The organism is Granulicella sp. L56, assembly GCF_009765835.1.
Classification (GTDB): domain Bacteria; phylum Acidobacteriota; class Terriglobia; order Terriglobales; family Acidobacteriaceae; genus Edaphobacter.
The window spans coordinates 68,023-88,541 of the sequence record NZ_LMUS01000008.1 but is presented as its reverse complement, the minus strand read 5'-3'; the positions used below and the strand labels follow the sequence as shown (position 1 = coordinate 88,541).

The 20,519-nt window shown below is 59.1% G+C and carries 18 protein-coding genes; 9 read left to right on the top strand and 9 right to left on the bottom strand.

The features are described 5' to 3' along the window. Positions 1-23: 23 nt before the first annotated feature. The 5 genes from GSQ81_RS19085 to GSQ81_RS19065 are packed head-to-tail and all read right to left on the bottom strand — an operon-like array spanning position 24 to position 5,095. On the bottom strand, positions 24-851 hold the full coding sequence (locus tag GSQ81_RS19085) for a protein-glutamate O-methyltransferase CheR (RefSeq protein WP_158912393.1): 828 nt from the start codon (positions 849-851) through the stop codon (positions 24-26). Beyond that, on the bottom strand, positions 838-2,049 hold the full coding sequence (locus GSQ81_RS19080) for a chemotaxis response regulator protein-glutamate methylesterase (RefSeq protein ID WP_158912392.1): 1,212 nt from the start codon (positions 2,047-2,049) through the stop codon (positions 838-840). Before GSQ81_RS19080 ends, GSQ81_RS19085 begins: the two co-directional genes overlap by 14 nt. 28 nt (positions 2,050-2,077) lie before the next feature. Continuing rightward, positions 2,078-2,449 (bottom strand): response regulator, encoded by a 372-nt coding sequence (locus tag GSQ81_RS19075; protein ID WP_158912391.1) that lies wholly within the window; start codon positions 2,447-2,449, stop codon positions 2,078-2,080. Beyond that, positions 2,427-2,963, bottom strand: a complete 537-nt coding sequence (locus GSQ81_RS19070; RefSeq protein ID WP_254060340.1) for a chemotaxis protein CheW — start codon at positions 2,961-2,963, stop codon at positions 2,427-2,429. Before GSQ81_RS19070 ends, GSQ81_RS19075 begins: the two co-directional genes overlap by 23 nt. Continuing rightward, the gene (locus tag GSQ81_RS19065; RefSeq protein WP_158912390.1) at positions 2,960-5,095 is read right to left on the bottom strand and encodes a chemotaxis protein CheA; all 2,136 of its coding nucleotides are present in this window, start codon (positions 5,093-5,095) and stop codon (positions 2,960-2,962) included. Before GSQ81_RS19065 ends, GSQ81_RS19070 begins: the two co-directional genes overlap by 4 nt. Before the next feature lie 224 nt (positions 5,096-5,319). On the opposite strand from GSQ81_RS19065, the gene cdd reads away from it, so the two are divergent. Together cdd and GSQ81_RS19055 are read left to right on the top strand one after the other, a co-directional pair. After that, the gene (cdd, locus tag GSQ81_RS19060; RefSeq protein WP_158912389.1) at positions 5,320-5,748 is read left to right on the top strand and encodes a cytidine deaminase; all 429 of its coding nucleotides are present in this window, start codon (positions 5,320-5,322) and stop codon (positions 5,746-5,748) included. Between the two features lie 150 nt (positions 5,749-5,898). Beyond that, entirely contained in the window at positions 5,899-7,281 is a 1,383-nt protein-coding gene (locus tag GSQ81_RS19055; RefSeq protein ID WP_158912388.1) for a thymidine phosphorylase, read from the top strand. A 35-nt stretch (positions 7,282-7,316) separates the two neighbouring features. On the opposite strand, the gene GSQ81_RS19050 is transcribed toward GSQ81_RS19055, so the two are convergent. Then, positions 7,317-8,570, bottom strand: coding sequence for a cation:proton antiporter (locus GSQ81_RS19050; protein ID WP_158912387.1), 1,254 nt, complete (start codon positions 8,568-8,570; stop codon positions 7,317-7,319). A 257-nt stretch (positions 8,571-8,827) separates the two neighbouring features. Between GSQ81_RS19050 and GSQ81_RS19045 the strand changes: the two genes are divergently transcribed. The 4 genes from GSQ81_RS19045 (at position 8,828) to GSQ81_RS19030 (ending at position 15,304) form a co-directional block, all read left to right on the top strand. Next, positions 8,828-11,422 carry an AMP-binding protein gene (locus GSQ81_RS19045; protein ID WP_158912386.1) on the top strand — a complete coding sequence of 865 codons (2,595 nt, stop codon included), beginning with the start codon at positions 8,828-8,830 and terminating at the stop codon, positions 11,420-11,422. 336 nt (positions 11,423-11,758) lie between these two features. Continuing rightward, entirely contained in the window at positions 11,759-12,322 is a 564-nt protein-coding gene (locus GSQ81_RS19040; protein WP_158912385.1) for a sugar O-acetyltransferase, read from the top strand. A gap of 154 nt (positions 12,323-12,476) precedes the next feature. After that, positions 12,477-13,748 carry a GGDEF domain-containing protein gene (locus GSQ81_RS19035; RefSeq protein WP_158912384.1) on the top strand — a complete coding sequence of 424 codons (1,272 nt, stop codon included), beginning with the start codon at positions 12,477-12,479 and terminating at the stop codon, positions 13,746-13,748. 320 nt (positions 13,749-14,068) lie between these two features. Next, positions 14,069-15,304 (top strand): NupC/NupG family nucleoside CNT transporter, encoded by a 1,236-nt coding sequence (locus tag GSQ81_RS19030; protein WP_158912383.1) that lies wholly within the window; start codon positions 14,069-14,071, stop codon positions 15,302-15,304. A 41-nt stretch (positions 15,305-15,345) separates the two neighbouring features. Here GSQ81_RS19030 and GSQ81_RS19025 read toward each other — a convergent pair whose 3' ends face one another. Beyond that, positions 15,346-15,882, bottom strand: coding sequence for a redoxin domain-containing protein (locus GSQ81_RS19025; protein ID WP_158912382.1), 537 nt, complete (start codon positions 15,880-15,882; stop codon positions 15,346-15,348). A 130-nt stretch (positions 15,883-16,012) separates the two neighbouring features. On the opposite strand from GSQ81_RS19025, the gene GSQ81_RS19020 reads away from it, so the two are divergent. Continuing rightward, positions 16,013-16,843, top strand: coding sequence for a purine-nucleoside phosphorylase (locus GSQ81_RS19020; RefSeq protein ID WP_158912381.1), 831 nt, complete (start codon positions 16,013-16,015; stop codon positions 16,841-16,843). Positions 16,844-16,987: 144 nt separating this feature from the next. On the opposite strand, the gene GSQ81_RS19015 is transcribed toward GSQ81_RS19020, so the two are convergent. Next, on the bottom strand, positions 16,988-17,788 hold the full coding sequence (locus tag GSQ81_RS19015) for a 1-acyl-sn-glycerol-3-phosphate acyltransferase (RefSeq protein ID WP_254060339.1): 801 nt from the start codon (positions 17,786-17,788) through the stop codon (positions 16,988-16,990). Positions 17,789-17,860: 72 nt separating this feature from the next. Here GSQ81_RS19015 and GSQ81_RS19010 point away from each other — a divergent pair, with 72 nt between their 5' ends. Continuing rightward, positions 17,861-18,421, top strand: a complete 561-nt coding sequence (locus GSQ81_RS19010) for a DUF2062 domain-containing protein (protein WP_254060349.1) — start codon at positions 17,861-17,863, stop codon at positions 18,419-18,421. Positions 18,422-18,487: 66 nt separating this feature from the next. Here GSQ81_RS19010 and GSQ81_RS19005 read toward each other — a convergent pair whose 3' ends face one another. After that, positions 18,488-19,264: a DUF1080 domain-containing protein gene (locus GSQ81_RS19005; protein WP_174237993.1), complete on the bottom strand. Its 777-nt coding sequence runs from the start codon at positions 19,262-19,264 to the stop codon at positions 18,488-18,490. 356 nt (positions 19,265-19,620) lie between these two features. Here GSQ81_RS19005 and GSQ81_RS18995 point away from each other — a divergent pair, with 356 nt between their 5' ends. Then, positions 19,621-20,445, top strand: coding sequence for an alpha/beta fold hydrolase (locus GSQ81_RS18995; RefSeq protein ID WP_158912380.1), 825 nt, complete (start codon positions 19,621-19,623; stop codon positions 20,443-20,445). The last annotated feature ends 74 nt before the right edge of the window (positions 20,446-20,519 follow it).

The window sequence follows — 20,519 nt, the reverse complement described above, 5'->3', positions numbered from 1 at the left end:
CTGAAACCATTTCGCGTTCCTAATCAGGCTCCAGCAACAGGGCGATAGCAATAGGAGTTCGAAGCGAACTCCACCTCAAACAGGTCCGACGAATCCTCCGCCTGCTCCGCATTTCCCAACACCAGGCAACCATCTGGAGCCATCAACCGGTAGACATCCTTGAAGAGATAGCTCCGGTCCTGCGACGGAAAGTAAAGCAGCACGTTTCGCAACATCACGAGGTCAAACACCGGCAACTTGGGCAGGGCCTCACACAAGTTTGCATACTGAAACTCACACATCGAGCGAATCCGATCCGAGATCATCCACTCTTCGCCATCGCGCACCAGATACTTCAACAGCATCCGCGCAGGCAACCCTCGATTCACCTCCAGCCGCCGATAACGCCCTCGTCGCGCATAGTCGATCACATACTGCGAAATATCTGTCCCAATAATCTTCACGTCCCACCCTGCAGTCATGGGAAAATGTTCTGCAATCAACATCGCGATACTGTACGCTTCCTGCCCAGTCGAGCTGGCGGCGCTCCATATGCGCAGCCGCCGCTGTTCGCTCCGCTGCTCAATCAACCGGGGAAGGATCGTCTCTCGCAGCATCTCAAACGGTTTCAGATCGCGAAAAAAACTCGTCTCATTAATCGTCATCGCCTCAGCCACGGCGCGATGAAGATGCGGCGCTCGATCGACCTTCAGGATACTCACAAAGTCCTTGAGATTTGAAGCACCCGCCTTCTGTGCAATCGGCTTCAGCCGTGCATCGAACAGCGCATTGCGCGATGGATCGATACGATTGGCCGACTGTTGCAACACCAGTTCACGAAGATACGCGTAGTCAGAATCAGAGCAAGTCATGCATCCCCTCCCGCCGCGAACCCGTCGTACTTGCCGCGTGTTCAGCCTGTGCCAACCGCATCGGCCGCCCCGCATTCACTCTTTGACGCAACTCGCCCGCAATCGTGGCCAGCGGCAAAATGGCATCCGCAATCCCCGCCTCTGCGACTCGCCCAGGCATTCCCCACACCGCCGACGTAGCCTCATCCTGCGCCAGCACCACGCCACCCGCCTCATGCACCGCTCGTGCGCCACCCAATCCATCCGCGCCCATACCGGTCATCATCAACGCCAGCGCACCAGCGCCATAAAGCCTCGCCGCCGAATGAAACAAATAATCCACCGAGGGCCGGCAATGATTCAGCGGCTCCTGCTGGTGCAACTTCACTCTCGCTCCACGTTCCTTCGAGTCGGCGTCATCGAGACCAAATCCCATCTTCCGCGCAGCCACCTCCATATGCGAGTCGCCCGGAGCCAGCCACACCGTACCCGGCACAACCGCTTCTCCGTCGTAAGCCTGCCTCACTTGCAACGCGCAGCATTTGTTCAGCCTCTCCGCCAGCGCTCCCGTAAAGAGTTTTGGCATATGCTGCACAATCAGCACCGGCACCGGAAAATTCGACGGCAACCGCGGCAACATCTGCTCCAGCGCTGACGGCCCGCCCGTCGACAGCCCAATCACCACGACTTCAATCGGCGACTCTCTCCGTCCATCGCCACCCCTGGCGCTCTGCGCAGCCTGCGCAACATTCTCTTCACTCTTCCGCCTGCGTCCTTTCGTCAACGCCGCGATCTTCGGCAGCAACTGCTGCGCCAGCGATTGCAACGCTGCAGCCAGATCACGCTGCTCGCTCGGCTTCATCACATAGTCCGCAGCCCCGCGTGCCAGCGCCTCCAGCGTCGATTGCGCACCCCGCTCGGTATAAGAACTGCACATAATCACCGGAAGTGCCGGATTTGCATCTCGCAACCGGTCCAGAACATCCAGCCCATTCAACCGAGGCATCTCCAAATCCAAGACCAAAGCATCCGGCGCCAGACGCGCCACTGCCTCCATGCATTCGACGCCATCCTGCGCTGTACCGCACAACTCCATCGGCGGCAGCCTACTCAACTTGTCCTCCGCGTGCATCTCGAAGAGCTTTCGCATAATTCCGCGCATCACCGCGGAGTCGTCTGCCGCAAGAACACGAAGCGGCTGTTCGCTTGAGATCCCCATTACTTCCACCCTTTTCAATCTCTCTTCGCTAGGTCGCTGCGAATCCAAGCAAAGCCATCTTTTCGCGCAGGCTCTCCGGCGTAAAGGGCTTCATTAAAAACTCATCCGCGCCGTTATCCAGCGCGGTCGTTATGAAAGAGTTGTCCGCCTCAGTCGTTACCATCATGACCTTCATCTCCGGCCCCAGATGCGCCTCGCGCAGAGCCTTCACGCACTCCAGCCCATTCATCACCGGCATATTCACATCCAGAAGCATTAAATCGAACGCCTGCGCCCCCGCCAGCACCTCAAGCGCATTGCTTCCATTCACAGCCTCTTCGCACGTAATTCCCATCCGGTCGAGAAGCTGCCGCAGATAATCGCGGATAAAACTCGAATCATCGACTATCAGTGCTCGCATCCATGGCTCCCGTCCTACCTTGTTTGAACAGCCCTGTCTCCGACAGCCGCGATGGCCGCAGCTTCGCCGGATCCAGTTGCACCATCAATCCCGTCTGCATCTTGTAAGCCCCGTCGAACAGCCACTTCCCTCGCGCCTCCAGCGTGCACGGATTCGCCTCCAGCATTCGCCGGTTCACCGTCACCACACCGCCCACCTCATCCACCATCAGGCCAAATCGTTCCGCAACTTCATCGTCTTCCAAAACCAAAATGCAGCTCGCCGCGCTGTTCTCACTCATTCCCAACAGCGCGCGAAGGTTCACCGTCGTCAGTACCTCGCCGCGATACGGCACCACTCCCCCGATGTACGCCGGAGCCATCGGCACCTGCTGCAACTCGCGCTTGCCCAGCACCTCACGAATCTTGCGCGTGTCGATGCCAAAGCTCTCGCTCCCCGAAAACAGCGAGCACAACGACACCGCATCATCTTCGTCCTGCATCTCATCCATCACGCTTCCCCTGGAGATATTCACGCAACCTCCTTCCAGCCCGCCGCCGCCTTCATGCCGAACTGGTGATGAACCATCGTCAGCTTCTCCTTTACCAACGCCATCTCCATCCCCTCCGACGCTGCATCCTGATCCAGCATCCTGCCCGTAGAGACATCGAGCACCCGCCGCACCACCATGCCGATCCTGTGCCGTCCGCCCACACCCGCATTGGCGCAGATCAGTACCGTCACCAAAGCTTCGTCGCCCGTCTGCGCACTCGCCTCCATCTCCGCCAACACATTGCCGTCATCGCGCAAAGGCAGCAGATCGCCACGGTACTGCAACAGCGCCCGCCCGCCCGCATACTCAATCTGCGTCAGCGGCACGCTCTCAATCCGCTCCACGACATCCAGAGGCAGCGCGGTGCGTTCTTTCACGCGCTCTTCAAAGACCATGAACGAAACATCCGCTGCATCTTCCACCTTCGCCACCTCAATCTCCTCCACCTCTTCTTCCGTCGGCTTCACTCCCGCACGAGCAGCAGTCGCCGCGATGTCAAGAATCAGCGCCAGCGTTCCATTCCCCAGCACCGTCGCTCCAGAGAACAAGCCAATCTCGCGCAGCACCGACGACAGCGGCTTCACGACAATCTCTTCCGGAGCCAGCAAGTCATCGACCACCAGTCCATAGCGGCAACCCTCTGCCTCCAGCACCGCCAGATAAAATCCGTGCGCCTCGTCGGTCCACTGCGAATCCAACCCGAGCAGCCGGTCCAGCCACACCATCGGCAGCAGCCGCTCCCGCAGCCGGTAAAGCTCGGCCGCACCAATCTTTTCGACTGCCTTTTGTGCATCACGCCTGGGCACATACACCAGCTCCACCAGCGCAGTCTGCGGCAACGCAAAGCTCTGCCCACCGCTTCGCACCACCAGCGCGGGAACAATTGCCAGCGTCAGCGGAACCCGCAACCGCAGCGTCGTTCCCTGCCCCATCTTCGATTCCACTTCAACGCTGCCGCCCACCTTCTCGACATTCGCGCGCACCACGTCCATACCGACGCCGCGCCCCGACACAGTCGTCACCGCCGCCGCCGTCGAAAACCCAGGCAGAAAAATAAGCTGCAACGCCTCCCGCTCCGACATCCCCGCAGCCTGCTCTGCCGTCACCAGATTGCGCTCCACCGCCTTCGCCAGCACGCGCTCGATGCCAATACCCGCGCCATCATCCGCAACTTCGATCACCACCGAGCCGCCCTGATGAAACGCCCTCAGCTTCACGCATCCCTCGGCAGATTTACCCGCCAGCACGCGAACATGCGGCGCTTCAATTCCGTGATCGACGGCGTTCCGCACCGCATGGGTCAGCGGATCCTTAATCGCCTCGAGTAGGCTCTTGTCCAGCCCCGTCTCCTGCCCGCTGAACTCGATCCTTACATCGCGTCCGCAGGTCCGCGCCAGATCTCTCACCAGCCGCGGAAACTTGCCGAACAAATTTCCCACCGGCTGCATACGCGCCTGCATCACCGTCTCGCGCAGGTCCGCCGTAACGCTGTCCAACCGCCGCGCCAGCTCAGGAAAATTCGCAGCCTCTGTATTGCTCTGCAACATCTGGTTGCGCGTCAGCACCAGCTCACCCACCAGATTCATCATGCGGTTGAGCACATCGACATCAATACGCAGCGTCTTGTCGCCGCCACCCATCGCCGCCGCAGAAGCCGTACCCGCCGCAGGCGTTGCCGCCGCATGGACCTCAGCCTCTACATGCTGCCCTACCTCTACCGGAGGCGGCGCAGCCCCGTTCAAAGCCGTAAGCTCGGCGATCAATTCGCCGTCTTCATCATTAGCCCTCGTCCCTTCGCCGCCCGTCTCTTCAATCAGGGCAAGAATGGCGCGCAATCCATCCAGCAGACTCAGCAGCCCGCTAATCAGCTCCGAAGTCACCGCCAGCTTGCCATCCCGCAGCGAGCCCAGCAGATGCTCCCCGGTATGCGCCAGCTTCTCCAGCCGGTCAAAGCCCAGAAACCCGGTCGTCCCTTTGATCGTATGCACCGAGCGGAAGATCTCTCCCACCAGCTCCTCGTCGTCAGGCCGCACCTCAAGCTCAGTCAGGCACCGTTCCATCCGGTCCAGCCCTTCCTGGCTCTCTGCGATAAATTCTTTGGTCAGGTCATCCACAAACTATTTATCGGTAGACACAACTAAATCATTAGCCACCCGCACTTGCCTATCTGGATACCCACGCAACACTAACAGCGCGCCTTATACTATCGAGCGCCAACGACACAACCCTATACCAGCCTGGGCCATCGGCCCAGGTACCATGTAAACCAATCGAGCCGAGGGCTGAAGGCCCGCCCCATGCCTTGCCATTCATCCAGGCACCGATTAGCCTCACAAACATGCCGTCGAATCCAACCGCCGACCTCACCCCCTCTCTGATCGAGCAGCTCCAGCAGAAAGCTGCCGCCGCCGCTAAGAACGCCTACGCCCCCTATAGTCACTTCCGCGTAGGCGCCGCTGTTCTCCTCGAAGACGGCTCCATCGTCACCGGCTGCAACGTAGAAAACGCCTCCTACCGCCTCACCACCTGCGCCGAGCAGACTGCCATCACCTCCGCCGTCGCTCTCCACGGCCCTGACCTCCGCATCCGCGCCATCGCCGTCGCCAACCTCAACCATGCCGCCAGCCAACCCTGCGGAGCCTGCCGCCAAACCATCCTCGAATTCAGCACCCCAAACACCATCATCTTCTTCCCCAATCAAGACGGCACCTTCAACCACGCCACCATCGCCGACCTCCTCCCCGCAGCTTTCGTACTGAAGCAATAGCGCCGGAAAAGTTTAAGAAGTCATCCCCCCAAAAGAGCACGTCATCTCGACCGAAGGCGGCCTTTTGCCGCCGCAGCGGAGAGACCCCTGTATTTTGCCGTTGCCCTTAACTCCATTCCCTCGATACTGCTCTAATAGACAAGACAAGCCATGACCATCCATCCCATCGACGTCATCCTCCACAAGCGCGACGGCCTCGCCCTCACCGACGCCGAGATCCAATCCTTCATCCGCGCCATCGTAGACCGCACGCCAGAAAAACAATTAGTCACCGACGCTCAGATCGCCAGCTTCCTCATGGCCGTCTTCCAGCGCGGCTTCGACACCCGCGAACTCGCCACGCTCACCACTGCCATGCGCTTCTCCGGCGAAACCTTTGATGCCGCGCCCCTCCACACCTTCACGGTAGACAAGCACTCCACCGGCGGAGTCGGCGACAAAACCTCCCTGCTCATCGCCCCCATCCTCGCCGCCGCAGGCCTCGCATCACCCACCCCCGCCGGAGTCCCCGGCATCTGCGTCCCCATGATCAGCGGTCGCTCGCTTGGCCACACCGGCGGCACGCTCGACAAACTAGAAACCATCCCCGGCTTCGACACCCAGCTCAACCTCCAGCAACTCACATCTTTATTAAAAGAGTGCGGAGCCGCCCTCATCGGCCAGACCCCGCGCATCGTTCCCGCCGACCGCATCCTCTACGCCCTCCGCGACCACACCGGCACCGTCGAATCTCCCTTCCTCATCTGCGCCAGCATCATGAGCAAGAAGCTCGCCGAGAGCCTCAACGCCCTCGTCCTCGACGTCAAAGTAGGCAGCGGAGCTTTCATGCCCACCTACGAAAAATCAAAATTCCTCGCCGAACTCATGGTCCGCACCGGCGAAGCCTCCGGCACCCGCACCGCCGCGCTCCTCACCTCCATGGAGGAGCCCTTAGGCCGCTTCTCCGGCAACTGGGTCGAAGTATGGGAGTGCGTCGACATCATGCAGGGCAAACGCCATCGAATGTCCGCCGACCTCATCGAACTCTCGAACATCCTCTCCGGATGGATGCTCCACCTCGCCGGTCACGCCGCCACTCCAGAAGCAGGCGCCAAGCTCTCCGACGAAATCCTCACCAGCGGCGAAGCCTACAAGGCGTGGCTCAAGATCATCGCAGCCCAGGGCGGCGACACCACCATCTTCGAAGACCCCGCAGCCTTCCACAAACCCACCGCCACGCGCACCCTCACCGCCTCGCAGGATGGCTACCTCAGCAGCATGGACTGCAAACAAGTAGGCTGGGCCGTCCAGCGTCTTGGAGCAGGCCGCGCCAAACCCGGCGATCCCGTCAGCGCCCACGCAGGCATCGAGATGCACGCCAAGCTAGGCGATCACCTCAAAAAAGGCCAGCCGCTTGTCACTCTCTTCTCGGAAGAAAAGTCCCTCTTGGAAGAGCCTGAACATATGCTCCAGAAAACGTTACAAATCTCTACAACCCCACCAAATCTCCAACCCCTCATCCGCGAAATCATCACGGCAAACGAACTAACCTGATCTTGCTCGGCCTGACATCAAAGAATCTCGATGCCTCAATCGGCTGAAGCCAGAACCGCAAGATCCTGGCCCTTCTGGCCCCGGTCTTCAATACCAAGCAGGTTGAGCACCGGCGTCGTGATCATGGTCGTAACCAACGCCATAACAACCAGCATGGTAAACAGTGTCGGCGAAAAGACATGAGCGTTATAGGCGATATTCAGAACAATCAACTCCACCAGACCACGGGTATTGAGCAAAGCTCCCAAGGCCACCGCATTCTGCCACGACTGCCCGGTCCACCGCGCCGCGAGCACTGCGCCTCCCATCTTTCCGGCGACAGCGACAATCAGAACAACCCCCATCCAGAACCATATTTTGTTTCCGGTCAGCAGATCCAACCGTGTCCGCATCCCCGTCAAAGCAAAGAAGAGCGGCAGAAGCAGTACCGATACGATCGTGTCCACACGCGTTCTGATTGCGACCTGCCAACTCTTGATCCGTGGAAAGCAAACACCCGCCAGAAACGCGCCAAACAGAGGATGCACGCCGATCGCCTCCGTCGCTGCCGCGGAAGAAAGTGCGACGGCGACAATAATCCCCAGAAGCTCATAAGAAAATCCAATACTGTCCTTGCGTCTGACGAGCCAGTTTCCAAGCGGACGAACGACGCCCAGCATGATGACAAGATATCCGCACAAAAGCAGAAATCTGTAGTGCAAACCCATTGAGTGCTCACTATGAGGAAGCAGCGTCAGAGCAATTGCAAGCAGCATCCACGCGCATACATCATCCACTGCGGCGCACATCAGCGCAGTCGTGCCCAACGGCGTCGATTGCAGTCCTCTTTCTTCCAGTATGCGGGCCAATACCGGAAAGGCCGTGATGCTCATCGAGATGCCGAGGAAAAGGACGAAGGGAATACTGCCAATTCCATCCGGGGCAAATCGAATGCGCAGCGGATGAGCAACAATCGCCGCCATGATGAACGGGAACAGGATGCTCATCCCACTCGCAAGCGTGGCTGTCCCCTTCTGCTGGCGCAGATGCTCGTAGTCGAGTTCACTTCCAATGAGAAAGAGAAAGAGGATCAGTCCAATCGTGCTCAATATCTCGAACGAGCCAAAAGAGCTTTGAGGAAACAATGTTGCCCAGCTATGCGGCGCGACACGGCCAAAGACCGACGGGCCAATCAGAATGCCGCCTAAGATCTCGCCAATAACCCTCGCCTGGCCGAGCTTGCGAGCGATCCACCCGCAGAGAAGGGCGGTCAGCAATACTGTAGTCATCTGCACCAGCAACAAGGTCATCGTATCTCCGGTCTATCGAAAGTTTGGTTACATGGAAGGCCACCTCGACGTACGGCCCTTGATTTCATCAATTGATCGCACAGGAAGCATTAGCGTTTCTCCTATGATGCTTTCTTCCACCATAACGTCTCGCCGTCTAGATAAAAAACCACGAAAAACTCTTTGGGGAAACATGCTGCATCTTTCGCATTTAGCTCACCCACTCCGCATCCACGAGATCGCCACCGCACCTGCCCCATAACAACTATGATGGAACGGTGCGCGCTCATCTGGCCAGCCTCGTGCACGAGCTCCGCCAGCACGCTGCCCAAACGGCGGTAGTGGCCCATCGCGGCAATCGCAGTGATCGAACCACTTACGGCGAAATCGCAAACCTCGCAGGCCGTTTCGCCGCAGAGATCGATCATCGCGGCATCGCACCGGGCGAGCGAGTCGTCCTCTGGGGCGCGAACTCCGCAGAGTGGATCGCCGCATTCTTCGGCTGCCTGCTGCGGGGAGTCATCGCCGTCCCGCTCGACGCCGCAGGTTCAACCTCCTTCGCCCAACGCATCTTGAACGACGTCACGCCAAAGCTCATCGTCTGCGACCAGCCTCTCCTCGCATCGCTCAAGACCGACCTGCCGCAGCTCGAACTTTCAGCGATGGCCACACGTCTCCCCGCACACCCAAACTTCGCAGTAAGCAGCGCCGTCAACGATCAGACTCCTTTCCAAATCATCTTCACTTCGGGCACGACCTCCGAGCCAAAGGGCATCGTCCATACCCACCGCAACGTACTGGCCAGCCTTCAACCCATCGAAGTCGAGATAGCAAAGTACTGCCGCTACGAGCGCTGGGTCCACCCCCTGCGTTTTCTGCACACCCTTCCTCTCAGCCATGTCTTTGGCCAATTCATGGGTCTCTGGATACCTCCGCTCCTTGCCGCAGAGGTGCACTTCGTCGAACAACTTGAGGCCAGGCGCACGATCCACCTCATCCATCGCGAACGCATCTCGGTACTCATAGCCGTACCACGCGTCCTCCACCTGCTGCGCGCCCATCTACTGACACAATTCAATCTCACCCCCGAAAAATTAGAGCAGGCAAACACACTCCCCCCCTTAAAGCGCTGGTGGAAATTCCGCTCCGTGCACCGCGCGCTCGGCTGGAAATTCTGGGCCATCATCTCCGGCGGCGCAACCCTCCCCACCGACCTCGAGCGCTTCTGGAATCAACTGGGCCTGGCGCTGATACAAGGCTATGGAATGACCGAAACCGCCGCGCTGATCACACTCAATCATCCCTTCCGCGTAGCGCATGGAACTATCGGAAAGGCATTGCCCGGCCGCGAGGTGCGCCTCAGCAGCGAAGGCGAAATTCTCGTGCGTGGCGATATGCTTTCCGCGTCCACATGGCAGAACGGCACAATGCATCCTCGCGAAAGCGAGTGGCTGGCAACAGGCGATCTCGCAGCCGAGAACCCCTCCGGCGAGCTGCGCTTCCTCGGCAGAAGAGGCGACGTAATTGTCACTGCCGCTGGCATGAACATACATCCCGCCGACCTTGAAGAGGCGATGAATGCCCAGCCCGGCGTGCGCGGATGCGTAGTCGTCCCATGCGCAACCACAGTCGGGGGCGCAGAACCAATAGCAGTCGTACTCTTCTACGGAAGCGACGAGGAGTTACAGACAGCCGTCGCCACCGCAAACCGCGCACTGGCCAACCATCAGCAAATTCGCCGCGTGCTGAAGTGGCGGCAACTGCAATTCCCCTACACCTCAACCGGCAAGCAGTTACGAAGAGATGTCACGCAGTGGGCCTGCGAGACCATCCTCCATCAGCAACAGTCTCAACCATCCCCCTCCACTGACGAAGACATCCTGCTCAAATTAATCGCCGCAGTAACCGGCGAACCCATCTCTCACCCTAACGACCATCTTCGCCTCTCCGAAGACCTGCATCTGGACAGCCTCGGGCGCGTCCAATTGCAATCCGAATTAGAACATCAGCTACAACTCGAGCTCAACGACGATGCAATTGCAAAGGCCATCACCCTCGGCGACCTGCGCCAGTTGATCCACAACGAGACCGCTCCCCCCATAGCAGAGCCCTCCACCGTTACCCCGCACGCTCCAATCACTAAACCAGAGCCCACAGCGCCCAGCCACATCTATCCCCGCTGGCCCTGGTCCTGGCCCATCAAAGCCGCGCGCATCGCATTCATCGAGCTTGTCATGCGACCACTCATCCGGCTATTGGCAGCACCCAAAATAGTGCGCCCATCCGACCACGCCCCGCAAGGTCCATTGCTCATCATCGCCAATCACGTCACCGCCTACGATGGAGCACTCATCCTCTATGCGCTGCCCGCGCGATTGCGCCACCGAACCGCAATCGCCATGTCCGGCGAGATGTTGCTTGATCTCCGTCGCGGCCAAAACCAACCGAACACTCTCCTCAACCTGCTGGCTCCGGCAGGCTACTGGCTGGTCACCGCGCTGTTCAACGTCTTTCCGCTGCCCCGCCTGCGCGGATTTCAGTGCAGCTTCGAACACGCGGGCGGGGCCATGGACAACGGCTACTCCGTGCTGATCTTTCCCGAAGGCACCCGCAGCCCCGAAGCAAAGCTGCACCCCTTCCGCCCCGGCATAGGCCTGCTCGCACAGGAGTCACGCGTCCCTGTGCTGCCCATAGCTCTCATCGGCTTCGATCAAATGAAAAAAAATGGCTGGCTACGCTCCGGCCATCTGGAGATCCATCTCGGCAAAGTCATCCCAGCCGACGAGCACTCCACCCCGGCAGAGCTGACACAAAACTTTGAAGACAGCATCCGCCATCTCGGCAGCCATCAGGAACCTGTCCAAAGACTCTGAAGCAATATCAGCCACAATCCACGTCATCTCTACCGAAGCCGCGCAGTGAAGGAAATCCAATCAAGACTCACGTCATCTCAACCGGCCCCTGAGCGAAGTCGAATAGTGACAGTGGAGATACCCCTGTATTCGCGTCTTTATGATTTTGAACTGACGCAACAGTCTCCCAATCCCCTATTGACACGCTCGCTATAATTAACACAGCGAAAGAAACCGAAATCCAGTCCGGCCACGACTGGATTTTTACTTTTAACCTGAAAATTTCAAAGCATCGAAGTCCAGACCTGGAATATCTACTTCGAAGACTTTAGGACTTTTGAGGGGGAGGGGGACATCATGCAGCCAGAAAAAACCGAAAAAGAAAAGATGCTCTCGGGCGAGCTCTACGACGCTGGCGACCCCACTCTCATCGCCGACCGCAACCACGCCACCGCCCTGCTCTACCAATACAACACCACGCCCCACCACAGGGTGACTCATACCCCTCTGCTCGGCCAACTCCTCGCCGCCTGCGGTCACGGCTCCGTCATCCGTCCGCCATTTTTCTGCGACTATGGCTACAACATCCGCCTCGGCAGCGGCGTCTTCCTTAACTTCAACTGCGTCCTGCTCGACGTCTCCTCCATCGAAATCGGTGACCAGACCCAGATCGGCCCCGCCGTCCAGATCTACGCCGCCGACCATCCTCGCGATCCCGAAGCTCGCCGCACCAGCCTTGAGAGCGGTCGCCCCGTCCGCATCGGTGCCAACGTATGGATCGGCGGCGGAGCCATCATCCTTCCCGGCATCACCATCGGCGACGACGCCATCATCGGCGCGGGCAGCGTAGTCACCCGAAACGTTCCGCCCGGCGCGACCGTCGTTGGCAACCCCGCGCGTCCTCCAACGCCTCGCGCCTGATCCAATTGCCATGAATCCTTCAAATGGCCGCAAAAATAAATGGATTCGCGATACTTGATTGGCAGATAATCTGTAGTTAACAACTCTTTCATAAGAGCATCGACTTAACGGGCCCGTTTGACTACCAACTGAACCATTAGTTGTACGGAGCTTGATGAACTACGCCTTTCTTCCCGATCTCTCAGCACTGGCGATTCTCATCGTCATCCTCCTTCTCATGCGCAGACGCCATCCGCATGAACAAGCGGACATCTGGCTGCTCGGGCTTCTCATTACCCTGGTCGAGTCCTGCGCCCACATCTTCTATGCGAAGGACGGCATGCCAGACAGGATTCTTCACGTCGTCGTCCTCGACTGCTATCTCATCGCGGGCTTGGTCTTTACCTGGGATTCCAGAAGACATCCGATTCCCTCACGAGTCCGTTTAATCTACCTGACACTGAACACCCTTCCTTTGCTGACCATCGATACCCTCTATGGTCTGCACATCTCTAATCCGATTCCCTACTTTCCGGCAATTGCATCTGGTCTTTTTATCGCGGGAGCCAGCTCCCTCTACCTGCGCCGTACCTGGCTTGTCACCCTCGTTCATCTGTCCGGATGGCTTGGCATCGGTCTGCTGATCCACTACGGCGAGTATCGGCAGGCAGTCTATTGGAGCCTCAGTGGCGTCTACGCCATCGCCGGAATTAAATACCTTCACCGCCTTCCTCGGCACAGCACGGGAAGACTTGCGATCCTGACAGGATTTTTCACCTGGGCCCTCTGCTTCTTCGTGCATCCGTTTATCGTGTACTACCGCGCCTATGCTGATATTGCCTCGCACGTCTGGAACATGCAGAAGACCCTCATCACCATCGGCATGATTCTCGTCATGCTGGAAGAGCAGCTCTCGAGCAACCAATGGCTCGCAATGCACGATCACCTCACTGGCTTGCCCAACCGCCGCTCCTTCGAAGATCACCTCGATACTGCCCTCACCCACTGCCGCCGTCTCAACGACCATCTCGCCCTGCTCATCTTCGATCTGGATGGCTTCAAGAAGATCAACGACACTCTTGGCCATCAGGCTGGCGATCAAATCCTCTGCGGCGTCGCGAAGAACCTTCTCGAAGACCTGCCTGCCCGCAATATCCTCGCGCGCCTCGGAGGCGACGAGTTCACCTTAATAGCTCCCGACATCACAGACGTCCACATTCTCGATCAACTTTTGAGCACCATCCAAAACTCCATCCAAAGGCCCATCCTCATCGACGGACGAGCTTTCACCATGACGGCCAGCCTCGGCATCGCCATCTACCCCGACGATGCGGAAGACGCAACCAAGCTGCTCAGCACCGCAGACCGTCGCATGTATGCCCTCAAACAAAAACCCGCCACGCTTTCTCAGATCAACCTCGATGTAGCCTCTGCTCATTTACAGTAAAGTCTCACCTGCGCTACATCCCCTTCGGAAACGATAAAACGCCAGGGTGAACTGAGCCGATGCGCCGGGAACCGAAGCATTTGCCGATACAGTAAAAACACCCGCCTCAACCGCACGTCATCTCGACCGGAGCGAAGCGGAGTGGAGAGGCCCCTGTATTTCGCTTTTGTAGTTCCTGCCACCACCCATTCCGCAGCCGCAGTTTCGTCCAGCTTCCCACACGACTCAACCGAGAATCACGAAATCGTTGGATAGCTCTCCCTCCAACCGGTACACTCATCAAAGATTTCGCCCGCGCCTTACCTTTGCAGGAGCACCCTTTGGCTCGTTTCACCGGACTTCTCGGACTCATCGTCTTCATCGGCGTCGCCTACGTCTTCTCCACCAACCGTCGCGCCATCCGCTGGCGCACCGTAGCCTGGGGACTCGGCCTGCAATTCCTCTTCGCCTTCATCGTGCTCGACTCCTCCCTCGGTCAGCGCTTCCTCGCCGCCGCAGGCAGCGCCGTCAACATGCTGCTCGAGCACTCCGTCGCCGGTTCAGAGATGGTCTTCGGCCCACTCGGCGGCAGCAATGCGGCAGTCGCGATCTTCGCCTTCCGCGTCCTGCCTACCATCATCTTCATCTCTGCCTTCTTCGCGGTGCTCTACTACATCGGCTTCATGCAACTCGTCATCCGCGCCTTCGCCTGGGTCATGCAAAAGACCATGGGCATCTCCGGAGCCGAGTCCACCAACGTCGCCGCCAGCATCTTCATGGGACAGACTGAGGCCCCGCTCACCATCCGCCCCTTCCTCAACGGAGCCACCTACTCCGAGCTGATGACCATCATGACCTCCGGCATGGCCCACGTCTCCGGCGGAATCATGGCGGCCTACATCGCCTACGGCATCCACGCGTCGGATTTACTTGCGGCAGTCATCATGACCGCACCCGGCACCATCCTCATCGCCAAGATGCTCGTCCCCGAGACCGAAGTTCCCGCCACCGCAGGCATCGTAAAAATGCCGCCCAACGACGAGCACAGCAACGAGAACTTCATCGGAGCCATCGCCCGCGGCACCATCGACGGCGGCGCGCTCGCCTTCAACGTCGCCATCATGCTCATCAGCTTCCTCGCGCTGGTCTCGCTCACCAACGGAATATTCGGCGGAGTCCACAATCTTCTTGCCCCACACCACATTCCCTTTCCTGTAAGCCTCAACGCCGTCCTCGGCTTCTTCTTCGCGCCCGTAGCCTGGCTCATCGGCATCCCCTGGCACGAGGCCAAACTCGTCGGCAACCTCCTCGGAACCCGCACCGTTCTCAACGAGCTCATAGCTTACACCGACCTCGGCGCGCAGCGAGCATTAATCTCCCCTCGCAGCTTCACCATCACCACCTTCGCCCTCTGCGGCTTCGCCAACCTCAGCTCCATCGGCATCCAGATCGGAGGCATCGGCGCCCTCATCCCCGAACGCCGCAACGATCTAGCCCGCCTTGGCCTCCGCGCCATGGTCGCCGGAACCCTGGCCAACCTCATGTCCGCCGCTATCGTCTCCATGCTCATCCACTAAGCAGTAAAAATAAGCAGTAAAAACCTCAAGCAGCTACCGGCTCAACGAATCAGCTTCAGGTAATCCGGCTCATCAGCGATCGTCCGATAGCGAAACTCGCGCACAATCTTCGGCCCATCTAGATAAAAGATGCCCTGCATCTGATGCCCGTCTTCCTTAATGGCCCCGATCCCATGCTTGAAGATCGAGCCTTTCAACCACCCCATCCAGACCGCAGCCTGAAACAAACTCCGCAGCGGATTAATTCGATGCAGTGCGAACACCGGATTTCGGTACACCGTCGCCTCCGGATCACTGACCCGCTCTACATCCCCAATCCCGTAATAATCGAAGAATGGTTTCGCCCGTTCAGGCGTCCCCATATGAACAAACACAGGCCGAACACCGCGCCGATCCAACTCACCACGCAGGCCGGCTACATCACTGATCGCCTGCCTGCAAAACGAGCATCCAAAATGCCGCAGAAAGATCAGCAGCACCGGCGAAGCCGACGCCAGATCGTAGAGACTAGCGCCCGACTCTGTATGAATCGAAGCGAGTGTCTTCGCAACCTCAGTATCCTCCGCATCTGGGTTCACGGCTTCTCTCTCCATCCGGTCCTGCCTTTCGGTAATACTCGTCGGGCGCTCCGTCGTAGAAACAAGCCGACCATAGACGGAGCAGAGTGCCATAGGATCGTAGCATCGCTAAACTGTGAAGAGCACGTCTATGACTAGCCTATATATAAAAGCCACCGCCGCCGCCGACCATATTCGCTCCCTCACCACGCTGACCCCGCGCCTCGGCATTATCCTCGGCTCCGGCCTCGGCAACTTCGCCTCGCAGGTCGAAGACCCTATCGCTATTAGCTATAGAGATATCCCCCACTTCCCTCAATCCACGGTCGAAGGCCACTCCGGCAAGCTCATCCTCGGCCACATCGCCGGAGTCCCCGTAGCCGTCATGCAGGGCCGCGTCCACGCCTATGAAGGCTACCCACTCTCCGAAGTCACCTTCCCCACCCGCGTCCTCGGCCTGCTTGGATGCAAATCCCTCATCGTCACCAACGCCGCCGGAGCCATTAACACCAGCTACAAGCAGGGCAGCCTCGTAGCTATCTCCGACCACATCAACCTCACCGGCTCGAACGCAGCCCTCGGCCCCAACGAAGCGAAGTTTGGCCCGCGCTTCTTCGACATGACCACGGCCTACTCGGCACAGCTACGCACCCTCGCCCAAACCGAAGCCGCAAAACAAAACATCCCCCTCGCCGAAGGCGTCTACCTCGCCGTCCTCGGTCCCAGCTACGAGACCCCCGCCGAGATCCGCGCCTTCCGCACCCTCGGAGCCGACCTCGTCGGCATGTCCACCGTCCACGAGGTCATCATCGCTCGCCACATGGGCATCGAGGTCCTCGGCATCTCTCTCGTCACCAACATGGCCGCCGGAGTCCTCAACGAAGCCATCAACCACGAAGAAGTAATGGAGACGGGCCGCCGCGTCGAGCACCAGTTCACCAGCCTCCTCACCGCCCTCATCCCCCAAATAGCAACAAAATAACTACAGCCATCCGGGTGCCCCATGTCCCGCCTCTGGGACATGGGATTTCCACTCCTCACATCTCCGCAGCTTCAGCCGCACACCCCACCCAGCGCCAACGGCGCGCCCTATACCAGCCTGGGGCACGGCCCCAGGTACCATTCATCAATAAAACCGAGGGCTGAAGGCCCGACCCATATCGCTTTCCGCAAGGGTCGAATCTCCCAACGCCGCCACCGCCATCCGTGCCTCGATCGCCGCCAGCTTGCGATGCATCACATCGCTCGAAAACTTAATCGGCCTCTCCGCAAATCGCACCTCTACCCTCAGCCCGCGCAATCCAAGCAGCTTAAAGATATGCGGCAGCATCTTCGCATCGCCCCAATAGCAGACATCGTCCGCCACCGTCGCATCATTAGCCGCCCCCAGGTTGTAATGCAAATAAGCCGCCGTAACGGGCATCCCGCTCTCCATCGCCTGCGCCAGCAAGCCGCTGTGAAACTTCAGCAGCCCGCTCCCATTCGTCGTTGTTCCTTCAGGAAAAAACACTACCGGCAAACCCGCATCCGCCGCCGCCTGCATCCCGCTGCGTGCCTTCACCGCCGACCCGCCATGCCCTCGCGCGACATACACCGTCCCCGCCATCGTCGTCATCCAGCCCAGCACCGGAACCGTCTCCAACTCCGCCTTCGACACAAAGACACACGAATGCAGCGCCGCAAACACCACAATATCCAGATACCCCAGATGGTTCGAGATCACGGCTCCATGCTCGGGAAACGTCCCCACCACATCGACCTCGATCCCCAGCCCTCGAATCGCCCCCGCCGCAAAACGATGCAGCCAATCGGCCCTGGCCTCACGCGTCTCCGGACGCTTCACCAGCAGCTCCGTCCCAGCCACCGTAAACATCCCCGCCAACCGCATACTGCGCCCCAACGACCGCAAGAAACTCGCTACACTCAACCCTCGCCTCCCAAATAGCGGCTACAAACCCTCGTTGCGCAGTCTATCCTGTAACGAGTGACTTTGAGCGACGTGAACCCATCCAGTAGCCAACCGAGCCCCCCGCCGCTCCATCACAACTGGGCTTACCGCCGTGTCGCCCTTCCTATCTTCGCGCTGCTCCGCATGGGCGCCTCTCCTCGCAAGCTCGCCTGGAGCATCGCCGTCGGCCTGCTGATCGGCATCAACCCCGTCCTCGGCAGCACCACCATCCTCTGCCTCGCCGCGGCATTTCTCTTGCGCCTCAACGTCGCCGCCTCGCAACTGGCCAACCATCTCGCCTACCCGCTCGAACTCCTTCTCCTCATCCCCTTCATCCGCCTCGGCGACGTAGTCTTCCACACCGCGCCCATGCCATTCACTGCCAAAGCGCTCATCCACGCCGCTCGCAGCAACCCCATCGCCCTCACCCGTCAGCTATGGACGTGGGAGTGGCACGCCCTTGTCCTGTGGCTCTGCCTCTCCGTCGTGATGGTCCCCATCATCGCGCTGTCCATCACGCCATTCCTCCGCCGTCTCCTCGTCCGCATCGAGCACCACGAGTACCCCCTCATCCACACCCCGCACCTCTCCCTCGAACGCGCCGATTCGTAGTCAGCAAAATCGAGCCTAAAGCTTTAGGCCGCAGCTTCCACGCTCCGGCTGCTCCTCAAATTGGGCTTAATCCGCCGACGCACCTCCCCTAATCTCTCGAATCTTAATATTTCGGAACCACACAGGAAAGCCGTGGTCCTGCAGAAGAATGTATCCGCTGGCCGCTTGACCGTAGCTTGGAAAGACGTGGTACTTGCTCTCAGCGAGGATGGCCTTGAACTTCGGCGAGTCGCGGTCGTACTCCAATACCTTGACGCCGTTCAGCCAGTGTTCCCCGTGTTTGCCGTGCACCACAATGCGGGCGGTGTTCCATTCACCGACTGGCTTGATCGGCTTGTCGGCTGCGGCGGGAATCATGTCGTAAAGCGAAGCAACGGTGCGGTCGCCGTTCACGCCCCGCTTCGCATCCGGGTGCAGTGCGTCATCCAACACCTGATACTCGAAGCCGATAGGCGAGCCGTGACCGTTCTTCCACGGCAACAGGTTCAGGTCCACGAAGTACATGATCCCAGAGTTCGCTCCCGGAGACGTCTTGAAGTCCACCGACAGCTCAAAGTCCGAGTAGGTGCGCGTCGTCACAATGTCGCCGCCGTTGCCGGACTCTTCGCCGCCCGTCTCAGTCACCGTGATGGTGCCATCCTTCACCGCCCAGCCGGTTTTGGGGAAGCCGCCGCCGCGAGCACTGCGCCAACCGTCGGTCGTCTTGCCGTCGAAGAGCAGCCGCCAGCCATCGGCCTTTTCCTTCGGTGTCAGTGTGTTTGGCTTCTGTGCGAAAGCCAGGGAAACGGCGAAAGAGACACTTAGTGCGACAAGAGCATGGACTTTTTTCATACGCAACAGCATAGTTGCTTTTCGTTGCCGCATGGGCCCGGAGCGCGGCTGTACTACGACCCGCGCTATTACGCAGCGAATGTTCTGGGCACCGACGGCTACAGCCTCGAATTGGTATATAAGAGTTGGCAGCACTAATTGATGCGAAACGAATGCTCTATCGAACGACTGGCCTCTGCTAATGGCGAGTTGGTATTTCGTTACTTCCGAGACGAGCGTTTCCAGTACTGAACCGAAGATTGGATCATACCCCGGGTTCCATCGGCCCCTATTATCGTCAACTGACCCGGCATAGTACCGGTAAAAAATCATGGATCCGGCTATCAACTTAACGAACAAGAGCACACAACCCGACAGGAGAGCGAGTCATGAGCAGCTTTACAGTGAAGGACGGTACAGAGATCTACTACAAGGATTGGGGAACAGGTCAGCCAATCGTATTTCACCACGGCTGGCCGCTCAGCGCGGACGATTGGGACAGCCAGATGCTGTTCTTCCTGCTCCGCGGATACCGTGTCATCGCGCATGATCGTCGTGGCCATGGCCGGTCGAGCCAGACCGATCTCGGCAACGACATGGACACCTATGCGGCCGATAGCGCCGCGCTGGTGGAGCATCTCGACCTCAAAGACGCTATCCATATCGGCCACTCGACAGGCGGCGGCGAAGTGGCCCGCTATGTCGCCCAGTACGGAGGCAACGGCCGCGTTGCCAAAGCGGTCTTGATCAGCGCCATCACTCCGGTCATGATCAAGTCGGCGTCAAATCCGGGCGGCCTGCCGATCGAGTTCTTCGACGGCTTTCGCGCAGGCATGGCCAACCGCGCCCAGTTCTATCGCGATGTCCCTGAGGGTCCCTTCTACGGTTTCAATCGTCCCGGTGCAAAGGTTTCGCAAGGGGTGATCGATAACTGGTGGCGCCAGGGAATGATGGGTGGAACCAAGGCGCAATACGACTGCATCAAGGCCTTGTCGGAGACCGACCTCACCGAAGACCTCAAGCAGATCACCGTTCCGGTACTGGTGATGCATAGCGAGGACGACCAGATCGTGCCGTTCGCCGATTCAGGCCCGCTGGCCGCCAAGCTCCTGAAGAACGGCACCTTGAAGGTTTACCAGGGCCTGCCGCACGGAATGCCGACCACACATGCCGACCAGATCAATGCCGATCTTCTCGAATTCATAAAGTCGTAGACGCAGATTGTTCGGCGAATCAGAGTTATCTCTTCCTTTGGTTCGCCGAGCACCAAGCCGCCGCGGATGTCTCA